Here is a 19,223-nt window from a genome sequence, read left to right on the forward strand (position 1 = left end):
TGGAAGAAGAGGTAGACGCGTAGGTTTATCGGCGACGTTCGTGGTTACCCCCTCACCCCACGCTCGCCGCCACCACGGCCATCACCGACAGCAGCAGCACGATCGTCACCAGTTGCAGCGAGGCGACGGGCTGGGTGCGCCATGCCGTGATCTTGTCGGAGAGCGACAGATGGGCCTCGAAGAATTTCGGCTCGTAGACGGTCTTGAACAGGTGCGGGAAGCTCGGGCCGAGGGTCACGGCGATCAGGGCGTGGGTGAACGAGGCGAAGGCGACGAAGATGGCGACGCCGGGATCGCCGACGAGGTCGTGGTTGCCGATGAGCTTGAGCAGGAAGGCCGCAGTGGCGAAGGTCGGGAAGCTCTGCAGGGTCGCGGTCAGCGCGAGGCCTTCGAGCGCGTTATGCAGGCGGGACTTTCTCGTGGCGGCGATGGTGGCCATGGCACGTCTCCCTGATGACTTGGGGATGACGGTAGCGGCGTCTGGACAGGCGCGACGTGAGATGGATCACGCAGGCCGGCGATGCCGGCTGCGTCTCTCCCCTCCACGTTCACCCAAGCTTCGGCGCACGAGAGCGGGCCGCCTATGTTCCCGGCGCGCGGCTTTGCGGGTTCGTCCACGCGGGCTTGCACACCAAGCAGCCGAAGACGCCGCGAACCCCATGAACCGGGCATTGCGCTCGCACGTCAAAACCTCTGCAAACATCCCTGTGATCTTGCGGATTGCGCCGGCGTGAGACCACGCGCTAGGCTTGCAAAAGGCACAAGACCAAGGAGAGCGGGCGGGAATGACGGTGGAGCAGCTGAATCGCCAACGCGTCGTGCACCTGCTCGATGCCTTCGCGCGCGGCGATATCGAGACGGCGCTGGCCTGCTGCACCGACGACGTCTATTTCCTCACCCACGCGCCGATCGACGTGCTGCCGCATTTGGTGCCGCGCCAGGGCAAGCAGGAGCTGCGCGAGTTGTGGCAGACGGTCTGGTCGCGCTATTCGGAGGTTCGTTACAAGACGCCGCATATCGTCGCCGAGGGCGAGGCCGTCGCGACCTACATGAACGCTTTTTTCAAGAAGCGCAGCAACGACCGCATCGTGCAGTTCGACATGGCGGTGTTCTACACGTTTCGCGGCGGACTGGTGGCGGAGATGCGCGAGATCATCGATTCCTACGACCTGGTGCAGCAGGTGCTGGAACGGGAGATCGGGCCGCTGATTGCCGGGGCGGACTGAGCGCCGGGACCCGGACAATTACGGGGTTGTATTGTAAATCTCACAAAACCCGTTCAAGTGTGCATTGCGAAAACGTGAATTGCGTTTTGGCCGAAATCTGCTAATTTGTTCGTATACAAATGAGTTGAGCCCTGGCGCCTTGGTGCGCATGGGGTTGTTTGCCGTTTTTTTCCGTAAAGCCAGCTTCAGGACTGCCCCAAATGACAGAGCACAGCCTCTGGCGTTTCTCGCGTGCGTTGCACCGCGCGATCAACGACCGGGATTTTAGGGATATCGAGGCCCTGATCGACGAGGACGTCGAGTGGGCGCTCTACGGCCCGATCGACATGTTTCCGTTCCTCGGCGCGCGCCAGGGCAAGGATGCCGTGCTCGACGTCATCCGCCAGCTCGCCGACAATTTCCAGGTCCGCCGCTTCGACCGCGAGAGCATCATGCTGGGCGTGGATTCCGCCGCCTCGATGGTGCGCTATTCGCTGACGGCGCTGGATTCCAACAAGCCGATCAGCCTGCGCGTGGCGCAGTTCGCCCAGTTCAGGGCCGGCAAGCTGATCAGCATGCGGGTGCTGATCGACACCTTCGACCTGGTCGAGCAGGCACTCGGCCGCGCCATTCATCTGCCGAAGATGACCAGCGTCGGCTAACGCATGATCCGGCTCTGAGGGGCCGCGTTAGCGCAAAGTACGAAGCGGTTTTCCGAGAAGATCATGCGCAAACAACAACCTGAAGCGCGATGATGATCATCGCGCTTCAGGGGGGACGCCAACGGGCCCCGCTGTTCGGGACCGATGACGAGGCGATCGCGACGTCCTGGCCTCCAGCCCCGCCGGATGCCGTCGCATCACGAACCTGTCATCGGGCGCGCGCCTTTCGCGCGGCCCGTTGGTTCGCCCCCCTTGCGAACCGCCACAATTCCGCAACGATAAACCGGCACTTTCAGCGCCGGAATGGCGCATGGTCATTGCAACCGCTATAGTGGGGCGGACAGCATGCGCTGGGGTTCGTGGGCAGGACGATGGAATTCTCGACAGGGTTTGGCTGGACCAGGCTGCCGTTGCTGGCGGCCGCATTCATCTTGGGCTCGGTGCTGACGTTACAGGCACAGATCATTCCGCCCTTCTCCGCACCCGCATCCGACGACGAGGCCGAGGCGGCCGAAGCCCCCGACGTCAATGATCCCGACATCATGAAGGGCATCGACGTCGACAAGCTCGACTGGAGCCAGCTCGCGGTCGATGCCGGGACCGGCATCGACCCGATGGCCGCCAAGAAGCGCGCCCAGGCCGCCGCCAGGGAAGGCCTCGACTGGTCGTCGAACCCGAATGCCAACGGCTCGTCGGCAGTGACCGTGAAGCAATCGGTATCCTCGTTCTGGGATACCCGAGTCGGCGCCGACATGACGCTGGCGAGCGAGCCCAGGACGATGTCCGAGCTGCTGGCGCAGAAGGCCACCAACGGCGGCAGCCTGCCGCAATCCTCGGGCAGCGCCTGGGCGACGGCGACCGCGCCGGGTGCGGGCGCGATCTGGGACAAGACCGCGGTGGAAGCCAGGGTCGATCCCGGCGCCGAGCACAGCAAGATCGGGGCGTCGCTGACCAAATCGGTGCCGCTGTCGGGCGACACCTCCCTGACGCTGCAGAACGGCTACAGCGTCAACCAGCAGGGCACCAGCGCGGTCCCCGGCATCGGCGGCCACGTCACGCGCAATTACGAGACCGACCAGAGCGCCAAGGTCACCGCGACCGACACCGGCACCAGCATCATTGCGGGCCAGACGCTGTCGACCACCGACGACAAATGGCTGCGCAAGCTCGGCGCCGAGCAGAAGCTGTTCGACAACGTCACGGTTTCCGGCTCGGTCGGTGAAACCTCGCAAGGCACGCTGAACAAGAGCGTGACGGCGGGCTTCAAGAAGAGCTGGTGAGGCCGGCGCCTCTGCCCGCCTGCGGGGAGAAGGCCATCACCGCGGCAGCATTCACCCTTCCCTAACCATACGCCACGGCAAAACCCCCGAATGGTCCGGCCTTGCCGCATCTTGGCCCATTTGCGGTCAAAATCGGACGCCCTGATGCAGCCTGCCTCACAGACGTCGTCGTGCGGGGGACACTCGCGCTGCGCTCAACGCGAACAGGGGAATAACGATGAACGCCATGCGTCCCGAAAAGATCGAAGCCACCGAGACCGAGACGGTCGACACCAACCTCGCCGCCGTGACCGAGGTCGAAGCCGGCATCCGCGACTTCGTCCGCAACGACATCGCCTATCTGCGTCGTCCGGCAGCGACCACCACCGACGCCCCGCCGCTCGACCCGAGCGCGGAAGCCACCGTCAACAACGTCAACTCGCTGATCCAGCGCGTCGCCGGCACCTCGCTCGCCGAGATCGAGAATTTGATCTCCGAGCTCGAGAGCCTGCGCGACCTGCTCCACGCCGAAGGCCAGCGCGTCCAGCGCGAGATCTCCGGCTACGCCCAGCTCAGCCAGGCCGCGATGAAGTCGACCCGCATGATCGCCGACAACGTCGCGCAGTGGAAGCGCGCCGCCGACGGCCTGCGCAACAGCTGATCGCCGGCACGAACGCATCATTGGCCGCCGCGTTCCGGAAGGGAGCGCGGCGGTTTTGATTTGTTGGTGGGTCACGCAGCCGTTTCTCCAACACAGGTGTCATCACCCGCCTAGTGCGCAATTGCGCACAGGGGCGGGTGATCCAGTATTCCACCAGCGCCGGTGATTGAATCGATGGGCCGCGGCGTACTGGATGCCCCGGACAAGCCGGGGCATGACAGCGGAGAATGTGGCGCGGCCAACGGCCACCATTGAACCCTCCGGCCCACCCCGGCGACCAACGCCAAGCGCCCGTGCAGCTACGGCCGGGCTCAGGGGGACATTTCAGATGGAAAGCATTCGGCCCGACACCACGGACCCGATCCCGTTGCGGCCCGCGCCGAATCAATTCGGCACGATCATGCTGCGCTTTGTCGGGCTGCTGGCGGTTGCGATCGCCATCCTGGCGTTCGTCTATAGCCGCTGAGCTGCGGCCGGATGCCGGCCGCGATCGTTAACGAATTCTTACCGGGCCGCTTCCGCGGTCGAGGCTTCCAGCGTGTAGGCGCCATCGGCGTAGCCCTTCGCCACCATGCCCGCGACCAGCATCACGGCCAGCGTCGCGGTCGCGAAGATGAATCCAACAAATTTGAGTGCGCCGCGATCAGCCATGGTCCTCGTCCCCTGTCGTCTGCCTATTCGTTTCAAATAGACAGCGACAGGTTCATAATTAGTTAGCAACTGACTGGTTCCGCGAAACTGCTTCGCCGTAACCATGTTGCGCAGGCTTATGGCAGCCACCCGGAATCGCGTCCATAGCGCGCGGGCAACACTCGCGCACTCATTTGCCCGTTCATCTTGGAACAGATCTAACCGACCTTGCGCAGCGGCACGAAGGCGGAGGCGGTGATGGAATAGACCTCCTCGCCGCGCTGGTTGGTGCCGGTGGTGCGGGCCGTCAAAATGCCCCAGCCGGGACGGGAGGCGGAGGCGCGCTTGTCGATGACTTCATTGACGTAAGCGACGGTGTCGCCGGCGAGCACCGGCCTGATCCAGCGCAGGTCGCGAAAGCCCGGCGACGGGCCCCACACCGCGACCTCCTCGCCGCGCGAGGCGGCCTCGCGTGCCAGGCGCTGGCCGTCGGCGACAAGCAGGCTCATGCAGGCCGAGCCGACATGCCAGCCCGAGGCCGCGAGCCCGCCGAACAGCGAGTTCTTGCCCTCCTCCTCGTCGAGGTGAAAGCGTTGCGGATCGAACTTGGCGGCGAAGGTCTTGATCTTTTCCGCCGTGAACGTATAGGCGCCGATCTCGCGGCGCTGACCGATCGCGATGTCTTCGAAGAACCGCATCAGGCCGCTCCCTCGCGCCGCTTGATCAGGATCGGCGAGGTCATCTCGGCGAGCGCCTGCCCCGCCGCATTGCGCGCGGTGCATTTGAACTTGACAATGCCGAGCTCAGGTCGGCTCTTCGAGGCCCGCGCCTCCAGGACATCGACGTCGAGCGTGAGATCGTCGCCGGGCCGCAGTGGCGACAGCCAGCGCACCTCGTCGACGCCGGGAGATCCCAGTGACGCGGCGCGCGTGATGAAGCCGTCGGCCATCAGCCGCATCATCAGCGAGCACAGGTGCCAGCCCGAACCGGACAGGCCGCGCAGCATGCTCTCAGCTGCTGCCGCCTCGTCGAGGTGCATCGGCTGCGGATCGAACTCGGCGGCAAAGGCCAATATCTCGTCGCGGGTGACGTGGCGCGGGCCGAACGTTCCGAACCGGCCAGGCGGGAAATCTTCGAAGGTCAGGGTCATCTCGGGAAAGCTTTGCGGGAATGACAGATTGTGGCCGCACTTTGCGGCAATCTCAACCCGCCGGCCCGCATGGCTCGTGCTACATACTTGAGATCGGCGTTGATTTGAGTCGGATCGATCGACGGCCGAAGCCCGATTTGAAGTCCCGATTTGCCTTGCGATTTGCCTTGGGGAGAGCAATGTTCTCATTCAGCGACCTGTTCCAGTGGGACCGCTTCATCACGCCGACGATCATCAAGACCTTCTACTGGCTGGTGATCGCGCTGATCTGCCTGTTCGGGCTCTCCGGCATCTTCTCAGGGTTGGCCGCGATGGCGATCAGCCCATTCGGCGGCTTCCTGGTGCTGCTGTCGTCGATCGCCAGCGTCGTGGTCGGCATCGTGTTCTCGCGCATCGTCGCGGAGCTGATCCTGATCGTCTTCCGCATCAACGAGCATCTCGGCGCGATCAGGGACCAGGGCGGGGGGATGCGGTGATTCCCGTCATTCCGGGGCGCCTCGAAGAGGCGAGCCCGGAATCCATTGAGCCACAGAACAAGCGTATAGATGGATTCCGGGCTCGCGCTTCGCGCGCCCCGGAATGACCAGCTCCTACGTATTGAACCTGAAATGCATCACGTCGCCATCGGCGACGACGTAGTCCTTGCCTTCGAGGCGAAGCTTGCCGGCATCGCGCGCGCCGGCTTCGCCGCCGAGCGCGACGTAGTCATCGTAGGCGATGGTCTCGGCGCGGATAAAGCCCTTCTCGAAATCGGTGTGGATCACGCCGGCCGCCGCCGGCGCCTTGGTGCCGCGATAGATGGTCCAGGCGCGCGCTTCCTTCGGGCCCACGGTGAAGTAGGTGATGAGATCGAGCAAAGTGTAGCCGGCGCGGATCAGGCGATCGAGACCGGCCTCTTCGAGGCCCAAGGTCTCCAGGAAGTCGGCGCGCTCGTCACGCGAGATGGTGGCGATCTCGGATTCGATCTTGGCGGAGATGACGACGGCGACCGCGCCCTCCTTCGCCGCCTGCTCCTCGACCGCCTTGGAGAAGGCGTTGCCTGTCGCGGCCGAGCCTTCCTCGACGTTGCAGACGTAGAGCACGGGCTTTGACGACAGCAGGCCGAGCATCGAGAAGGCCCGCTCCTCCTCCGCCTTGCGCTCGACGAGGCGCGCGGGCTTGCCCTCGCGCAGGAGCACCAGGGTGCGGCCCACGAGATCGAGCTGCTCCTTGGCGTCCTTGTCGTTGCCCTTGGCCTTCTTGGTGAGGTTGTCGACGCGCTTCTCGAGGCTGTCGAGGTCGGCGAGCATCAGTTCGGTCTCGATGGTCTCGATGTCCGCGAGCGGGGCGATCTTGCCCTCGACATGGGTGATGTCGGAGTCTTCAAAGCAGCGCACGACATGCGCGATGGCGTCGACCTCGCGGATATTGGCCAGGAACTGGTTGCCGAGGCCTTCACCCTTGGAGGCGCCGCGCACGAGGCCGGCGATGTCGACGAAGGTCAGCCGGGTCGGGATGATCTGGCCCGACTTGGCGATGGCCGCGAGCTTGTCGAGCCTGGGATCGGGCACGGCGACCTCGCCGACATTCGGCTCGATGGTGCAGAACGGATAGTTCGCGGCCTGCGCCGCGGCCGTCTCGGTCAGCGCATTGAACAAGGTCGACTTGCCGACATTGGGCAATCCGACGATCCCGCATTTGAATCCCATGGTGGTCCTGGCCTCCGCGCTTCGCGCGCAAATGTCTTTCGAACTCGTCATGCGCGGGCTTGATCCGCGCATCCATCGTCTTCGAAGGATGGATCGCCGGATCAAGTCCGGCGATGACAGGTGCTATTCCTTGCCGTTCTCGTCCTTGGTCAAAAACCCCTTCGCCTGCATGGCCAGATGTACCCTGTTGGCGAAGGTTGCGTCCGTGCCCTTGGCAAGCAGTGCGGCGTGCTCGGCCACCGCGTCGCAGAGCGTCGTCACCCATTCGTTGTCGGCCTTGGCGAAGTCCGACAGCACATGGCCGTGCACCAGCTCCTTGACGCCGGGATGACCGATGCCGAGGCGCACGCGGCGATAATCGTTGCCGATATGCGCCGAGATCGAGCGCAGGCCGTTGTGGCCGGCAATGCCGCCGCCGATCTTCACCCGCACCTTGCCTGGCGGCAGCTCGAGCTCGTCGTGGAACACGGTGGTGTCGCCCGCGGCGATCTTGAAGAAGCTCGCCGCTTCCTGAACGCTGCGTCCGGACTCGTTCATGTAGGTCGTGGGCTTGAGCAGGATCACGCGCTCGGTGCCGAGCGCACCTTCCGAGGTCTCGCCCTGAAAGCGGCGGCGCCACGGCGCAAAACCATGACGCCGCGCGATCTCGTCGACGGCCATGAAGCCGATATTGTGCCGGTTACGTGCGTATTTCGCGCCGGGATTGCCGAGCCCAACAAAGAGTCGCATGACGCGGCGCGCCCCCCGCTCGGCGCACGGTCAAGGACCGCGCGCCAGCTTCGAGAGATTACTTCTTCTTGTCGCCGCCGGCGGGAGCCTTGGCAGCAGCGGCAGGAGCAGCAGCCGGAGCCGCAGCACCAGCGGCCGGAGCAGCCGCAGCGCCCGGGGCCGCACCAGCAGCGGCAGCCGCAGCAGCGGCCTTCTGCTCTTCGGCGTAACCGGACGGCGGCACGATGGTGACGAGGGTCGCGTCCTCGCGGGTCAGCGCCTTGACGCCGGCCGGCAGCTTGACGTCGGCCAGATGCAGGGAGTGACCGATCTCGAGCGAGCCGACATCGGCCTCGATGTATTGCGGGATGCTCTCGACGCCGCATTCGAGCTCGATCGCGTGCGCGACGATGTTGACGGTGCCGCCGCGCTTCACGCCCGGCGAGGTTTCCGCCTTCACCACGTGCAGGGGAACGCTGATGCGGATGGTGGCGCCTTCGCCCAGCCGCATGAAGTCGACATGGATCGGGAAGTCCTTGACCGGGTCGAGGTGGTAGTCGCGCGGAATGACGCGGTGCTTCTTGCCCTCGAGGTCGATGTCGACCAGCGTGGTCAGGAACCGGCCGGCAAGGATGCGCTGGCGCAGTTCACGATCCTCGATCGAGATCGTCAGCGGGGGCTGGTTGTTGCCGTAGATCACTCCGGGCACTCGCCCGGCGCGACGCTCAGCCCGGGCGGCCCCCTTGCCGCTCTTCGGACGCGCGGTCGCCTTCAATTCCTTGACGGTCGTCGCCATGTCGTTAAGTCCTTGTTTTTGCAAAAGTTAATGGGCCGCAAGGCGGCCCATGGCATGGTCCACAGCAAGCCTCCAGGGGTGCGGGGGCCGCGGACGTGGCGGGCTTTTACCCGGAAGCTGCGGAAATGACAAGGAGAATGGGCTGGTACCCTCCCTTGGAGGGGGAGGATCGGCTCATATCGAGCGTAGCAAAACGTGAGCCGGGGTGGGGTGACAGTCTCTCGATCGAGGCGTGCCCGAGTGGAGAGATCACCCCACCCCGGCGCTACGCGCCGACCCTCCCCCTCCAGGGGAGGGTAAGAGACCGCGCTTTACGACGTCGGGGTCCCCCCGAGCTTCGCCTCCAGCGCTGCGAGCCGCGCCTTCAGGGCTTCGTTCTCCTCACGCGCAAGGCGCGCCATGTCCTTGACCGCCTCGAACTCCTCGCGCTTGACGAGGTCCATGTCGCGCAGGAATTTTTCGGCCTGGCTGCGCATCACGGAATCGAACTCGCGCTTGACGCCCTGGGCAGCACCGGCGGCGTCGTTCATCAGGCGGCCGATCTCGTCGAAAAACCGGTTGTTGGTCTGGGTCATTGTGGGCCTCCGATAAACTTTGCGCGAACACGCAGAATGACAATGGCAATCCGACGGGGCCGGTTCAAGAGCGAAGCGGCGGTATCCTTGTCATGCGCCGGTTTCCTTGCAATCGTATTCAACGTCCCTGCATAAGAGGAATCACGGGGCGTCTGCCGGCGCCGACCGCCGCGATCCCGCTTGGACACAGAAGGCGCGATGCCGTTTCTGCTCATCGACTTCCCCGCCTTCAACCCGATCGCGCTCGAGATCGGTCCGTTCGCGATCAAATGGTATGCCTTGGCCTATATCTGCGGCATCGTGTTCGGCTGGCTTTATGCCCGCGCGCTGCTGAAGAGCGAACGCCTGTGGGGCGGACCCGCGCCGATCTCGCTGCTTCAGATCGACGACTTCATCCTGTGGGTCACGCTCGGCATCATCGTGGGGGGCCGCGCCGGCTACGTGCTGTTCTACAACCTGCCCTTCTTCATCGATCATCCCGCCGCGATCTTTAAGTTGTGGGAGGGCGGGATGTCGTTCCACGGCGGCTTCCTCGGCTGCGTCGTCGCGGTGATGTGGTTCGCCTGGCGCAATGGCATCTCGATCCTGTCGCTCGGCGACATCACCACCGCGGTCGCCCCGGTCGGGCTGTTGCTCGGACGCATCGCCAATTTCATCAACGGCGAATTGTGGGGCCGCGCCACCGACCCGACCCTGCCCTGGGCGATCATCTTCCCCAACGATCCGACGCAACTGCCGCGGCATCCGAGCCAGCTCTACCAAGCCGGCATGGAGGGCATCCTGCTGTTCACGGTGCTCGCGATCATGATCCGGTTCGGTGCCTTGAAGCGCCCCGGCATGATCCTCGGCGCCTTCATCCTGGTCTATGGTCTGGCCCGCATCGCCGGCGAGCATTTCCGCGAGCCGGACGCGCAGCTCGGTTTCCTCTGGGGCGGATTAACCATGGGCATGCTGCTGTCGATCCCGATGCTTATCGTCGGCCTCATTCTTATTGTATTGGCAGTGAGGCGCGGTGCGCCGACGCCCGTCCAGGCCATTCGTTAATTCATTTCGAGAAAATCGCCGTGACCGACCAGCCGCTGCTCAACGAGATCAAGGCGCTGATCAAATCCTCCGGGCCCATGCCGGTCTGGCGGTACATGGAACTGTGCCTGATGCATCCGCGCTACGGCTATTACGTCTCGCGCGATCCGCTCGGGCGCGAGGGCGACTTCACCACGGCGCCCGAAGTCAGCCAGATGTTCGGCGAGCTCTTGGGGTTGTGGACCGCCTCGGTCTGGAAGCAGATGGGCTCGCCGCAGTTCCTGCGGCTGATCGAGCTCGGCCCCGGCCGTGGCACCATGATGGCGGATGCGCTGCGCGCGCTCCGCGTGCTGCCCCCGCTCTACCAGGCGCTCCACATCCACATGGTCGAGGTCAATCCCGTGTTGCGGGACCGGCAGAGCGCGACGCTCGCCAACGTGCGCAACATCGCCTGGCACGACAGCATCGACGAGGTGCCGGAGGGCCCGAGCATCATCCTCGCCAACGAATATTTCGACGTGCTGCCGATTCACCAGATGGTCCGGCTCGAGAACGGCTGGCACGAGCGCGTGATCGAGATCGATCCCAACGGCAAGCTTCAGTTCGGCGCGGCGCCGGAGCCGACGCCTCGCTTCGACGTGCTGCTGCCGCCCCTGGTACGCGCCGCCCCCATCGGCGCCGTGTTCGAGTGGCGCCCCGACGGCGAGATCATGAAGCTTGCCACGCGCGTGCGCGACCAGGACGGCGCGGCGCTGATCATCGATTACGGCCACCTCCGCAGCGACGCCGGCGACACGTTCCAGGCGATTGCGCGCCACACCTTCGCCGATCCCTTGAAGGCGCCGGGCCAGGCCGACGTCACCGCCCATGTCGATTTCCAGGCGCTGGCGCGCGCGGCCGAGGATGTCGGCGCGCGCGTGCATGGGCCGGTGACGCAAGGCGACTTCCTCAAGCGGATCGGCATCGACACCCGCGCCGCCGCCTTGATGCAGAAAGCAGCGCCCGACGTCGCCACCGACATTTCGGTGGCGCTCAGGCGCCTGACCGATACCGGGCGTGGCGGCATGGGCTCGATGTTCAAGGTGCTCGGCATCTCGGAGCCGCGGCTGGCAAGCCTTGCCGGCCTCAGCGATCTCGAACAGACAGGAGAGGCCTCATGACGATAGCTTCGTCGCTGCTGTCGGCCGTGCCCGGCCTGCGCCATGCCTTCTTCACCCGCGAAGGCGGCGTCTCCGGCGGCATTTATTCCGCGCTGAACGGCGGGCTCGGCTCCAACGACGATCAGACCCTGGTCGCCGAGAACCGGCGCCGCATGGCCGAGCATGTCGGCGTTGCGCCCGAGCGCTTCCTCAGCCTGCACCAGATCCATTCGCCCGACGTGCTGGTTGCCGAGGCACCGTGGCCGAGCGGGCCACGGCCGAAGGGCGATGCGCTGGTGACGAAGACGCCAGGCATCGCGCTCGGCGTCTCCACCGCCGATTGCGGGCCGGTGCTGTTCGTCGATCCCCAGGCGCGCGTGATCGGTGGCGCGCATGCGGGGTGGAAGGGCGCACTGACGGGCGTGCTGGATTCCACCATCGCGGCGATGGAGCAGCTCGGCGCCACGCGCGGCGGCATCATCGCCGCGATCGGCCCCTTGATCCGCCAGGACAGCTACGAGGTCGGCAACGAGTTCGTCGCGCGCTTCATCGAACAGGATGCCGAGAACACTGTGTTCTTCATCCCCTCGGTGCGCGAGGGCCACGCGATGTTCGATCTCGCCGGCTACATCCGCAAGCGGCTCGAGGCCGCAGGCATCCTGATGATCGACGATCTCGGCCTCGATACTTACGCCGACGAGCGCTTCTTCAGCTATCGGCGTTCGGTCCATCGCAAGGAGCCGGATTACGGCCGTCACGTTCACGCGATTGCGCTGGATGGGTGAACACAGGGGCAACCCCGTGTCATTCCGGGGCTCGCGAAGCGAGAACCCGGAATCCATCGTGCGGCAATTCACGCGGCGAAATGGATTCCGGGTTCGATGCTTGCGCATCGCCCCCGGAATGACAGTGGGGATGTGTCGCGCCTGCCCTAGACCTTAATCGATTTTAACGATATCGCTGCCTTCCATAATGAGGGACGCGTCATTCATCTTCCGCCGCGCGGGTTCGCGCGTGCTGGCGGTCATGCTGCTGGTGGCGGCGGCCGCGCTGGGCGGCTGCGCCGGCGGCGGCGGCAGTGCCGCCAATTCCTATGCGATGGCGCCGAGCGCCGGCAGCGGGGCCACTATCGCCTTCGAATCGATCGACGGGCCACCTCCGCAAGTGTTCGACCGCATGGTCGGCGTGCTCGACAGCGAATCCAAGCTGCGCAGCCTGTCCGTGGTCTCCCGCGAAGGTACGGCTGCCTATCGCGTGCGCAGCTACCTCTCCGCCCAGGTGGTGCGCGGCAAGACCGTGATCGCCTGGGTCTGGGACGTCTACGACGCCAACCAGCAGCGCGCGCTGCGTCTCTCCGGCGAGGAACCGACCTCGGCCAAGGGCGGGCGCGACGCGTGGTCGGCTGCCGACGACCTCGTGCTGCGGAAGATCGCCCAGGCCGGATTCAGCGGACTTTCCAACATGATCAACGGAACGCCGGATGCACCCGGCGCGGCTCCGGCATTGCGGGGACCGGCGGTGGCCAGCGTCGTCAAGGACGCTCCCGCGCAGGACATGCCGGCATCAGCGCTCGGCTATGCCGAGCAATAACCCCCGCTAAACCACGGCCTCAACTTGCGGCCAAGCCGTTGGCCCGACTCAGGATTTTCGAAGGGAAAACGTAGCATCCCGGGTTGCCATTGCGGCCTTCCGCCTGATATTTCCTCGCCCGTCGTAACCGTGCTGCCAGCGGGTATTCTCAGATGTTGAAGGTCGTATCCAGCAAAGCGCGGGAGGAAGCGTCCATGTCGGCCAAAAACGGCTCCATCAAGCTCGTCGCCGGCAACTCCAATCCGGCCCTCGCCCAGGCGATCGCGCAAGGGCTCGACCTGCCGCTGACCAAGGCGGTGGTGCGGCGCTTCGCCGACATGGAGATCTTCGTCGAGATCCAGGAGAACGTCCGCGGCTCGGATGCCTTCGTCATCCAGTCGACCTCGTTCCCCGCCAACGACCATTTGATGGAATTGCTCATCATCACCGACGCGCTGCGCCGCTCCTCGGCGCGCCGCATCACCGCAGTGCTGCCCTATTTCGGCTACGCAAGGCAGGACCGTAAATCAGGCTCGCGCACGCCGATCTCGGCCAAGCTCGTCGCCAACATGATCACGCAGGCCGGCGTCGACCGCGTCATGACGCTCGACCTGCATGCCGGCCAGATCCAGGGCTTCTTCGACATCCCGACCGACAACCTGTTCGCCGCGCCGCTGATGGTGCGCGACATCAAGGACAAGTTCGACCTGACCAAGACGATGGTGGTCTCGCCCGACGTCGGCGGCGTCGCCCGCGCGCGCGGCCTCGCCAAGCGCATCAACACCCCGCTCGCGATCGTCGACAAGCGCCGCGAGCGCCCGGGTGAATCCGAGGTCATGAACGTGATCGGCGACGTCTCCGGCCACACCTGCATCCTCGTCGACGACATCGTCGATTCCGGCGGCACGCTGGTGAACGCGGCCGATGCGCTGCTCGCCAAGGGCGCCAAGGACGTCTACGCCTACATCACCCACGGCGTGCTCTCCGGCGGCGCGGCGGCGCGCATCGCCGGCTCCAGGCTGAAGGAGCTGGTGATCACCGATTCGATCCTGCCGACCGACGCGGTGACCAAGGCGCCGAACATCCGCACCCTGCCGATCGCCAGCCTGATCTCGGATGCGATCGCGCGCACGGCGGCGGAAGAATCGGTGTCGAGCCTGTTCGACTGATTTGATCTAGCACCGTCATTCCGGGCGGCGCGTCACCGCCGAACCCGGAATCCATCTTGCAGCAATCCGTGTCGATCAATGGATTCCGGGCTCGCGCTGCGCGCGCCCCGGAATGACCATTGCCTACCCCACGATCCCCGCCGCGACCTGGCCGCGCAGGCGCTCCAGGCCGTGCAACGTCTCCGCGCAGGCGGTCGCGACTTCGACGCCCTTGATCGCAAAGTGCTTGCGGAAGAAATCGTAGTGCACCTCGGTCTCGTGGAATTGCTGCGGCGTCAGCACGGCCGAGAACACCGGCACCTCCGTCCGCAGCTGCACGTCCATTAGCGCCTTGATCACGGTGTCGGCGACGAATTCGTGGCGGTAGATGCCGCCGTCGACGACGAGACCGGCCGCGACGATCGCGGTGTAGCGCCGCGTCTTGGCGAGGACCTGCGCGTGCAGCGGGATCTCGAACGAGCCCGGCACCTCGAACACGTCGACATGGGTGAGGTGGCGGGCTTCCGCCTCCTTCATGAAGGCGATGCGGGCTTCCGCGACCACGTCGCGGTGCCAGCAGGCCTGCACGAAGGCCACCCGCTGCGGCTTCGCGAAGCGCGGATGCGCAGGGGCCGGATCCACGGGAACCGGCGGCGGCGTTTGGGACGTTTCGGTTTGGGGGTCTTGCAGCATCTGATTCATGGCTTTCCTCGGTTTAAGGACCAGAATCAGGGCACACGGAACGACAAACAGCCGCATCGTCTCGATGCGTCTGCCAGCGACCGTTCTCTTTCATCCGGACTTTAACCGTCGGCTTCGGAGTTGCACCGAATCTGCTGACCCTTCCGTTCGGGATAGCCCTCGCGGAAGGCGCTCGCGGGCTTGGGCCGTTCGGCCCTTACCGCCGGTGGGGACTTTCACCCCGCCCTGAGAACATCGGCCGTCCGGGATGAACGGCCTATCAGGAAATATGCCGCCGCCGGGCAGTCGCGGCAAGCATGTTCCGCATGGGCCAAGCGCATGGTCCCATGCCCGCACGGCGGTCCGGCCCTCGCCTCACGGAATTTGCGGCGAGCTTTTTTGCCGAATCCGATTCCGGTTTGTTCTCGTCCGTTAAGAATTGTGGCGGAGATGAGCTGTGGACGAACGAGTCCTGGCTTGTGGACGGACTCGCGACCCCGTTGCGCAGATTCCGCAAATCACATCACTTGATCCGCGACAGGCCTGCGCTGATCCGAGGGATCGCAACAGCGACTCCGAGGGGATTGCAAAGGCTGATCCGAGGGACGCCGCAGCGACGTTTAGGGAGTGCGCGCCGGGCCCAACCGCGTGCGTATCAAAGACAACAAGAAGGCAAGAGGTCGAGACGGCATGTCCCTGCTCGAAGGCACTATCGATTCCAGAAACCATCCGCTCGCGGTGGTCGAGGACATCGCCGCCAGCAACAACTGGCCGTTCGAACGCTCCGGCGAGGACGAGCTCACGATTGTCTCCAAGGGACAATGGACCGACTACCAGCTCTCCTTCACCTGGATGGGCGAGATCGAGGCGCTGCATCTGGCCTGCGCCTTCGACATGAAGATTCCGCCCGCGCGCCGCGGCGAGGTGCAGCGGCTCGTTGCCGCCGTGAACGAACAGCTGTGGGTCGGCCATTTCGACCTGTGGACCACCACCGGCATGGTGATGCACCGCCAGGCCCTGGTGCTGCCGGGGGGCCTCACCGCCTCGCCGGCGCAATGCGAGGTCATGCTCGCCGGCGCCATTCATGCCTGCGAGCGCTACTTCCCGGCGTTCCAGTTCGTGGTGTGGGCCGGCAAGAGCACGGCGGAGGCGATGGACGCGGCAATGTTCGATACGGTGGGCGAGGCGTAGGGCCGTAAGGGAGCCAACGCTCCGTGCCCACGTCATCCCGGACAAGCGCGCCCAAAGCGCGGGCAGATCCGGGATCCAGACCGCGTGATTTCGCTTGTGGCACAACGCTTGTTGCTCTGCCCTCCGTCCATTAGAACGGCCTGTGGTTATGGGTCCCCGCCTTCGCGGGGACGACACCGACTATTTGGCGACACCGATGGCGAACAGCACCCTCCAAAACGTCACCGGCACCATCCTGCTCGCCGGCGCCGGCAAGATGGGCGGCGCGATGCTGACCGGATGGCTTTCGGGCGGGCTCGATCCGCGCCGCGTCGCGGTGATCGAGCCGCACATTGCGCCCGAGATCTCCGCGCTGGCCGCCAAGGGCGTCGTGCTCAATCCTGATGTAAGCGCCGCCGGCGCCGTCGAGACGCTGGTCGTGGCGGTGAAGCCGCAGATGTTCCGCGAGGCCGGCGCCAGGCTGAAGCCGTTCGTCTCGGAAAAGACGTCGGTGGTCTCGATCATGGCGGGCACCACGATCGCCGCGCTCCAAGAGGTCTGTGGCGGCGCCGTGGTGCGCGCGATGCCGAACACGCCGGCAGCGATCGGCCGCGGCATCACCGTCGCTGTTGCCGCGAACAACGTCAGCGCCGCGCAGCGCGCGGTGGCGGATGCGCTGCTGCGCGCCACCGGCTCGGTCGAATGGGTCGAGGACGAAGGCTTGATGGATGCGGTCACCGCCGTGTCCGGCTCGGGCCCGGCCTATGTGTTCCTGCTCGCCGAAGAGCTCGCCCGCGCCGGCGTCGAAGCGGGATTGCCGGAGGTGCTGGCGACCAAGCTCGCCCGCGAGACCGTCGCCGGCTCCGGCGAGCTGCTGCACCAGTCGGAGCTGCCGTCCAGCGCCCTGCGCCAGAACGTCACCTCGCCCGGCGGCACCACGGCCGCCGCGCTCAGTGTGCTGATGGGCGAGCCGGGCCTGCGCGAACTCATGATCCGCGCCATCGCCGCGGCCACGCAGCGGTCGAAGGAATTGGCGAAGTAGACGGATCAGAGCGCTTCGGCGGCCGAATGCGCGGCGATCCCGGTCGTTGCCGATAGGGAGAGCAATCGTGAACCTCTACGCGAAACTTCTCGAACGACAGGCCGAGCGGCGCCCCATCAAAATCGGACTGATCGGGGCGGGCAAGTTCGGCGCAATGTATCTCCATCAAGTCCTGCGTACGCCGGGCGTCCATCTCGTTGGAATTGCTGACCTGTCCCCATCGCGTGCCCGCGAAAACCTGTACCGGGTGGGGTGGCGCCCGGAGCAGTTCGCCGCGACCTCACTCGGGGATGCTCTCAAGTACGGCACGACCTTCCTGACCGACGACTGGGAAGCGCTTGTGAAGTGCGAAGGCATCGAGGTGATCGCAGAGTGCACCGGCAATCCTGTCGCGGCGGTCGAGCACTGCCTCGGCGCCTTTTCTGCAGGCAAGGCCGTCATCAACGTGACCGTCGAAGCCGACGCCTTCTGCGGACCGATCCTCGCGCAGAGAGCCAGGCAGGCCGGCGTGATCTACAGCCTGGCCTATGGCGATCAGCCGGCTCTCGCTTGCGACCTCGTAGATTGGGCGAGGGCCTGCGGTTTTCCCGTCGTGGCAGCGGGCCGTGGCCACAAATGGCTGCCGCATTACCGGGAATCGACGCCCGAAACGGTCTGGGATCACTGGGGATTGTCTGCAGAGCAAGCTGCGCGCGGGGGCATGAATCCAAAAATGTTCAACGCGTTCCTCGACGGCTCCAAGCCTGCGATTGAATCTGCCGCGATCGCGAACGCAACCGGCCTGGAGGCGCCCTCGCATGGCCTTGCATTCCCACCGGGATCGGTCGACGACATCCCCACGCTGATGCGCCCCCGTTCGGAGGGCGGCATCCTGGAATCCAAGGGCCGGGTCGAGGTCGTATCCTGCCTGACGGCCGAAGGCAGGCCCATCCCCAACGACATCCGCAAGGGCGTGTGGGTCTGTTTCGAAGGCGACAGCGATTACATCCGCAACTGTTTCCAGGAATACAGCGTCGTCACCGATCCGAGCGGTCGTTACATGAGCTCCTACAAGAAGTGGCATCTCATAGGGCTGGAGCTTGGAATTTCAGTTGCCTCGATCGCTCTGCGCAATGAGGCGACAGGCGTCGCCACGACGTTCAACGCCGATGTTGCTGCCACAGCCAAGAAGGACTTGCGCGAGGGAGACATGCTCGACGGAGAAGGCGGCTACACCGTCTTCGGCAAACTGACGCCCGCCAGCATCTCCCTTGAAAAGCGCTATCTGCCACTCGGGCTTGCGCACAATGTGCGATTGACCAAGGCGGTAGCCAAAGACACCTGCATCACCTGGGCGGATGTGGCGATTGACGAGAGGCTGTCTGCCGTGCGTCTCCGCAGGGAGCAGGAAACGTCGTATTCGTCTCCAAAAGCGCGGAAGGTGGATTAGGCGAAATCCACAGCCGCGTTAAGCCCCGAGCCGCTTGTTGAACATCTCGACATTGACGAGCCCGCGGGCGTGGCGGCCTTCGCCGAGCTTGCGCGGGCCCTCGAATGCCTCAACCTCGAAGCGAATGACGCGGCGCTCGACCGCGACCACCTTTGCAGTGGTCCGCACGGTCGCACCGACGAGCGCGGCGGCAAGATGGCGGATGTCGACCTCGGTACCGACAGTGACCCAGCCCGGCTGAAGCGCTGAGCGGATCGCATCACCCGATGCCATCTCCATCTCCAGGATCATCATCGGCGTCGCGTAGACAAAAGGCATGCCTGACACGAAATGCCCGACGGTGCGCTCCACCGGGACCACCAGCGTGCGCTCGGCGCTCATGCCTGTTGTGATGAAGTCGCGTGCGTCCATGGACCCCTTACACTCAGTGTCGTCCCGGACAAGCGCGCCTTAAGCGCGCGCAGATCCGGGACCCATAACCACAGGATCAAGTTTGGCGAAGGCTCGGAGTTACCAGCTGGCCCAATACCACTCCCTGTGGTTATGGGTCCCCGCCTTCGCGCTAGGGCATGCACATATCTGGTGCGACGGATTGACTCGGGTCCGCCGCGGGGATTCCAGAATCGGGAGTCTGTGTGCTTCCTATTGCTGCACTCCATGGTTTGGACGGGGGTGCCGCGATGTTGTC

24 protein-coding genes and 1 riboswitch are annotated in these 19,223 nt (G+C 65.1%); of the genes, 14 read left to right on the forward strand and 10 right to left on the reverse strand.

Annotated features, from left to right (window positions below):
• Positions 1-52 precede the first annotated feature (52 nt).
• On the reverse strand, positions 53-439 hold the full coding sequence (locus tag I6F09_RS36300) for a hypothetical protein (protein WP_036009422.1): 387 nt from the start codon (positions 437-439) through the stop codon (positions 53-55).
• Positions 440-785: 346 nt separating this feature from the next.
• Here I6F09_RS36300 and I6F09_RS36305 point away from each other — a divergent pair, with 346 nt between their 5' ends.
• The 5 genes from I6F09_RS36305 (at position 786) to I6F09_RS36325 (ending at position 4,253) form a co-directional block, all read left to right on the forward strand.
• Entirely contained in the window at positions 786-1,226 is a 441-nt protein-coding gene (locus I6F09_RS36305; protein ID WP_036009420.1) for a nuclear transport factor 2 family protein, read from the forward strand.
• 200 nt (positions 1,227-1,426) lie between these two features.
• The gene (locus I6F09_RS36310; RefSeq protein WP_036009417.1) at positions 1,427-1,867 is read left to right on the forward strand and encodes a nuclear transport factor 2 family protein; all 441 of its coding nucleotides are present in this window, start codon (positions 1,427-1,429) and stop codon (positions 1,865-1,867) included.
• Between the two features lie 371 nt (positions 1,868-2,238).
• On the forward strand, positions 2,239-3,147 hold the full coding sequence (locus I6F09_RS36315; RefSeq protein ID WP_225115005.1) for a hypothetical protein: 909 nt from the start codon (positions 2,239-2,241) through the stop codon (positions 3,145-3,147).
• A 217-nt stretch (positions 3,148-3,364) separates the two neighbouring features.
• Complete coding sequence (locus I6F09_RS36320) at positions 3,365-3,787, forward strand: hypothetical protein (protein ID WP_036009414.1); 423 nt, start codon at positions 3,365-3,367, stop codon at positions 3,785-3,787.
• Positions 3,788-4,115: 328 nt separating this feature from the next.
• Entirely contained in the window at positions 4,116-4,253 is a 138-nt protein-coding gene (locus I6F09_RS36325; protein ID WP_007614812.1) for a hypothetical protein, read from the forward strand.
• 38 nt (positions 4,254-4,291) lie between these two features.
• On the opposite strand, the gene I6F09_RS36330 is transcribed toward I6F09_RS36325, so the two are convergent.
• The 3 genes from I6F09_RS36330 to I6F09_RS36340 all read right to left on the reverse strand — a co-directional run bounded on the left by I6F09_RS36330 (position 4,292) and on the right by I6F09_RS36340 (position 5,567).
• Positions 4,292-4,438 (reverse strand): hypothetical protein, encoded by a 147-nt coding sequence (locus I6F09_RS36330; protein WP_036009412.1) that lies wholly within the window; start codon positions 4,436-4,438, stop codon positions 4,292-4,294.
• A gap of 197 nt (positions 4,439-4,635) precedes the next feature.
• Positions 4,636-5,115 carry a MaoC family dehydratase gene (locus tag I6F09_RS36335; protein ID WP_225190154.1) on the reverse strand — a complete coding sequence of 160 codons (480 nt, stop codon included), beginning with the start codon at positions 5,113-5,115 and terminating at the stop codon, positions 4,636-4,638.
• Positions 5,115-5,567: a MaoC family dehydratase gene (locus I6F09_RS36340; protein WP_225190155.1), complete on the reverse strand. Its 453-nt coding sequence runs from the start codon at positions 5,565-5,567 to the stop codon at positions 5,115-5,117. The genes I6F09_RS36335 and I6F09_RS36340 overlap by 1 nt, the downstream gene beginning before the upstream one ends.
• A 179-nt stretch (positions 5,568-5,746) precedes the next feature.
• Here I6F09_RS36340 and I6F09_RS36345 point away from each other — a divergent pair, with 179 nt between their 5' ends.
• Positions 5,747-6,043 carry a DUF4282 domain-containing protein gene (locus tag I6F09_RS36345; RefSeq protein WP_018648333.1) on the forward strand — a complete coding sequence of 99 codons (297 nt, stop codon included), beginning with the start codon at positions 5,747-5,749 and terminating at the stop codon, positions 6,041-6,043.
• Positions 6,044-6,157: 114 nt separating this feature from the next.
• Here the strand turns inward: I6F09_RS36345 and ychF are convergent, their stop codons facing one another.
• From ychF to I6F09_RS36365, 4 genes are all read right to left on the reverse strand, one after another.
• Positions 6,158-7,255 carry a redox-regulated ATPase YchF gene (gene ychF, locus I6F09_RS36350; protein WP_225190156.1) on the reverse strand — a complete coding sequence of 366 codons (1,098 nt, stop codon included), beginning with the start codon at positions 7,253-7,255 and terminating at the stop codon, positions 6,158-6,160.
• 123 nt (positions 7,256-7,378) lie between these two features.
• Entirely contained in the window at positions 7,379-7,984 is a 606-nt protein-coding gene (pth, locus tag I6F09_RS36355; RefSeq protein ID WP_225190157.1) for an aminoacyl-tRNA hydrolase, read from the reverse strand.
• 58 nt (positions 7,985-8,042) lie between these two features.
• The gene (locus I6F09_RS36360; protein WP_057027685.1) at positions 8,043-8,759 is read right to left on the reverse strand and encodes a 50S ribosomal protein L25/general stress protein Ctc; all 717 of its coding nucleotides are present in this window, start codon (positions 8,757-8,759) and stop codon (positions 8,043-8,045) included.
• 311 nt (positions 8,760-9,070) lie between these two features.
• Positions 9,071-9,334, reverse strand: coding sequence for an accessory factor UbiK family protein (locus I6F09_RS36365; protein ID WP_057027684.1), 264 nt, complete (start codon positions 9,332-9,334; stop codon positions 9,071-9,073).
• 198 nt (positions 9,335-9,532) lie between these two features.
• On the opposite strand from I6F09_RS36365, the gene lgt reads away from it, so the two are divergent.
• From lgt to I6F09_RS36390, 5 genes are all read left to right on the forward strand, one after another.
• Positions 9,533-10,378: a prolipoprotein diacylglyceryl transferase gene (gene lgt, locus I6F09_RS36370; RefSeq protein ID WP_036027175.1), complete on the forward strand. Its 846-nt coding sequence runs from the start codon at positions 9,533-9,535 to the stop codon at positions 10,376-10,378.
• 20 nt (positions 10,379-10,398) lie between these two features.
• Positions 10,399-11,517: an SAM-dependent methyltransferase gene (locus tag I6F09_RS36375; RefSeq protein WP_225157365.1), complete on the forward strand. Its 1,119-nt coding sequence runs from the start codon at positions 10,399-10,401 to the stop codon at positions 11,515-11,517.
• The gene (pgeF, locus tag I6F09_RS36380; RefSeq protein ID WP_225151012.1) at positions 11,514-12,281 is read left to right on the forward strand and encodes a peptidoglycan editing factor PgeF; all 768 of its coding nucleotides are present in this window, start codon (positions 11,514-11,516) and stop codon (positions 12,279-12,281) included. Before I6F09_RS36375 ends, pgeF begins: the two co-directional genes overlap by 4 nt.
• A 187-nt stretch (positions 12,282-12,468) precedes the next feature.
• Complete coding sequence (locus I6F09_RS36385) at positions 12,469-13,086, forward strand: hypothetical protein (protein WP_225140470.1); 618 nt, start codon at positions 12,469-12,471, stop codon at positions 13,084-13,086.
• Positions 13,087-13,280: 194 nt separating this feature from the next.
• Positions 13,281-14,234: a ribose-phosphate pyrophosphokinase gene (locus I6F09_RS36390; RefSeq protein ID WP_036009398.1), complete on the forward strand. Its 954-nt coding sequence runs from the start codon at positions 13,281-13,283 to the stop codon at positions 14,232-14,234.
• Positions 14,235-14,357: 123 nt separating this feature from the next.
• On the opposite strand, the gene I6F09_RS36395 is transcribed toward I6F09_RS36390, so the two are convergent.
• Positions 14,358-14,915 carry a 6,7-dimethyl-8-ribityllumazine synthase gene (locus tag I6F09_RS36395; RefSeq protein WP_036027167.1) on the reverse strand — a complete coding sequence of 186 codons (558 nt, stop codon included), beginning with the start codon at positions 14,913-14,915 and terminating at the stop codon, positions 14,358-14,360.
• 78 nt (positions 14,916-14,993) lie between these two features.
• Positions 14,994-15,152, reverse strand: a riboswitch (FMN riboswitch).
• Positions 15,153-15,584: 432 nt separating this feature from the next.
• Here I6F09_RS36395 and I6F09_RS36400 point away from each other — a divergent pair.
• The 3 genes from I6F09_RS36400 (at position 15,585) to I6F09_RS36410 (ending at position 18,535) form a co-directional block, all read left to right on the forward strand.
• The gene (locus I6F09_RS36400) at positions 15,585-16,085 is read left to right on the forward strand and encodes a YbjN domain-containing protein (protein ID WP_036009392.1); all 501 of its coding nucleotides are present in this window, start codon (positions 15,585-15,587) and stop codon (positions 16,083-16,085) included.
• Between the two features lie 196 nt (positions 16,086-16,281).
• Positions 16,282-17,106 carry a pyrroline-5-carboxylate reductase gene (gene proC, locus I6F09_RS36405; protein ID WP_225190158.1) on the forward strand — a complete coding sequence of 275 codons (825 nt, stop codon included), beginning with the start codon at positions 16,282-16,284 and terminating at the stop codon, positions 17,104-17,106.
• Between the two features lie 67 nt (positions 17,107-17,173).
• Complete coding sequence (locus I6F09_RS36410) at positions 17,174-18,535, forward strand: flagellar biosynthesis protein FlgA (protein WP_225190159.1); 1,362 nt, start codon at positions 17,174-17,176, stop codon at positions 18,533-18,535.
• 18 nt (positions 18,536-18,553) lie between these two features.
• Here I6F09_RS36410 and I6F09_RS36415 read toward each other — a convergent pair whose 3' ends face one another.
• Positions 18,554-18,946 carry a thioesterase family protein gene (locus I6F09_RS36415; protein ID WP_036009365.1) on the reverse strand — a complete coding sequence of 131 codons (393 nt, stop codon included), beginning with the start codon at positions 18,944-18,946 and terminating at the stop codon, positions 18,554-18,556.
• Between the last annotated feature and the right edge of the window lie 277 nt (positions 18,947-19,223).

Source organism: Bradyrhizobium sp. IC3195, assembly GCF_020193585.1.
GTDB classification, from domain to species: domain Bacteria; phylum Pseudomonadota; class Alphaproteobacteria; order Rhizobiales; family Xanthobacteraceae; genus Bradyrhizobium; species Bradyrhizobium yuanmingense.

What these genes read in the sequence shown, in the direction of transcription:
- I6F09_RS36315 (WP_225115005.1), top strand. Translation starts at nt 2,239, where the DNA reads ATGGAATTCTCGACAGGGTTTGGCTGGACCAGGCTGCCGTTGCTGGCG.
- I6F09_RS36300 (WP_036009422.1), bottom strand. Translation starts at nt 439, where the DNA reads ATGGCCACCATCGCCGCCACGAGAAAGTCCCGCCTGCATAACGCGCTC.
- I6F09_RS36335 (WP_225190154.1), bottom strand. Translation starts at nt 5,115, where the DNA reads ATGCGGTTCTTCGAAGACATCGCGATCGGTCAGCGCCGCGAGATCGGC.
- I6F09_RS36320 (WP_036009414.1), top strand. Translation starts at nt 3,365, where the DNA reads ATGAACGCCATGCGTCCCGAAAAGATCGAAGCCACCGAGACCGAGACG.
- pgeF (WP_225151012.1), top strand. Translation starts at nt 11,514, where the DNA reads ATGACGATAGCTTCGTCGCTGCTGTCGGCCGTGCCCGGCCTGCGCCAT.
- I6F09_RS36385 (WP_225140470.1), top strand. Translation starts at nt 12,469, where the DNA reads ATGAGGGACGCGTCATTCATCTTCCGCCGCGCGGGTTCGCGCGTGCTG.
- I6F09_RS36345 (WP_018648333.1), top strand. Translation starts at nt 5,747, where the DNA reads ATGTTCTCATTCAGCGACCTGTTCCAGTGGGACCGCTTCATCACGCCG.
- proC (WP_225190158.1), top strand. Translation starts at nt 16,282, where the DNA reads ATGGCGAACAGCACCCTCCAAAACGTCACCGGCACCATCCTGCTCGCC.
- I6F09_RS36390 (WP_036009398.1), top strand. Translation starts at nt 13,281, where the DNA reads ATGTCGGCCAAAAACGGCTCCATCAAGCTCGTCGCCGGCAACTCCAAT.
- ychF (WP_225190156.1), bottom strand. Translation starts at nt 7,255, where the DNA reads ATGGGATTCAAATGCGGGATCGTCGGATTGCCCAATGTCGGCAAGTCG.
- I6F09_RS36365 (WP_057027684.1), bottom strand. Translation starts at nt 9,334, where the DNA reads ATGACCCAGACCAACAACCGGTTTTTCGACGAGATCGGCCGCCTGATG.
- I6F09_RS36305 (WP_036009420.1), top strand. Translation starts at nt 786, where the DNA reads ATGACGGTGGAGCAGCTGAATCGCCAACGCGTCGTGCACCTGCTCGAT.
- lgt (WP_036027175.1), top strand. Translation starts at nt 9,533, where the DNA reads ATGCCGTTTCTGCTCATCGACTTCCCCGCCTTCAACCCGATCGCGCTC.
- pth (WP_225190157.1), bottom strand. Translation starts at nt 7,984, where the DNA reads ATGCGACTCTTTGTTGGGCTCGGCAATCCCGGCGCGAAATACGCACGT.
- I6F09_RS36400 (WP_036009392.1), top strand. Translation starts at nt 15,585, where the DNA reads ATGTCCCTGCTCGAAGGCACTATCGATTCCAGAAACCATCCGCTCGCG.
- I6F09_RS36325 (WP_007614812.1), top strand. Translation starts at nt 4,116, where the DNA reads ATGGAAAGCATTCGGCCCGACACCACGGACCCGATCCCGTTGCGGCCC.
- I6F09_RS36330 (WP_036009412.1), bottom strand. Translation starts at nt 4,438, where the DNA reads ATGGCTGATCGCGGCGCACTCAAATTTGTTGGATTCATCTTCGCGACC.
- I6F09_RS36360 (WP_057027685.1), bottom strand. Translation starts at nt 8,759, where the DNA reads ATGGCGACGACCGTCAAGGAATTGAAGGCGACCGCGCGTCCGAAGAGC.
- I6F09_RS36415 (WP_036009365.1), bottom strand. Translation starts at nt 18,946, where the DNA reads ATGGACGCACGCGACTTCATCACAACAGGCATGAGCGCCGAGCGCACG.
- I6F09_RS36340 (WP_225190155.1), bottom strand. Translation starts at nt 5,567, where the DNA reads ATGACCCTGACCTTCGAAGATTTCCCGCCTGGCCGGTTCGGAACGTTC.
- I6F09_RS36395 (WP_036027167.1), bottom strand. Translation starts at nt 14,915, where the DNA reads ATGAATCAGATGCTGCAAGACCCCCAAACCGAAACGTCCCAAACGCCG.
- I6F09_RS36310 (WP_036009417.1), top strand. Translation starts at nt 1,427, where the DNA reads ATGACAGAGCACAGCCTCTGGCGTTTCTCGCGTGCGTTGCACCGCGCG.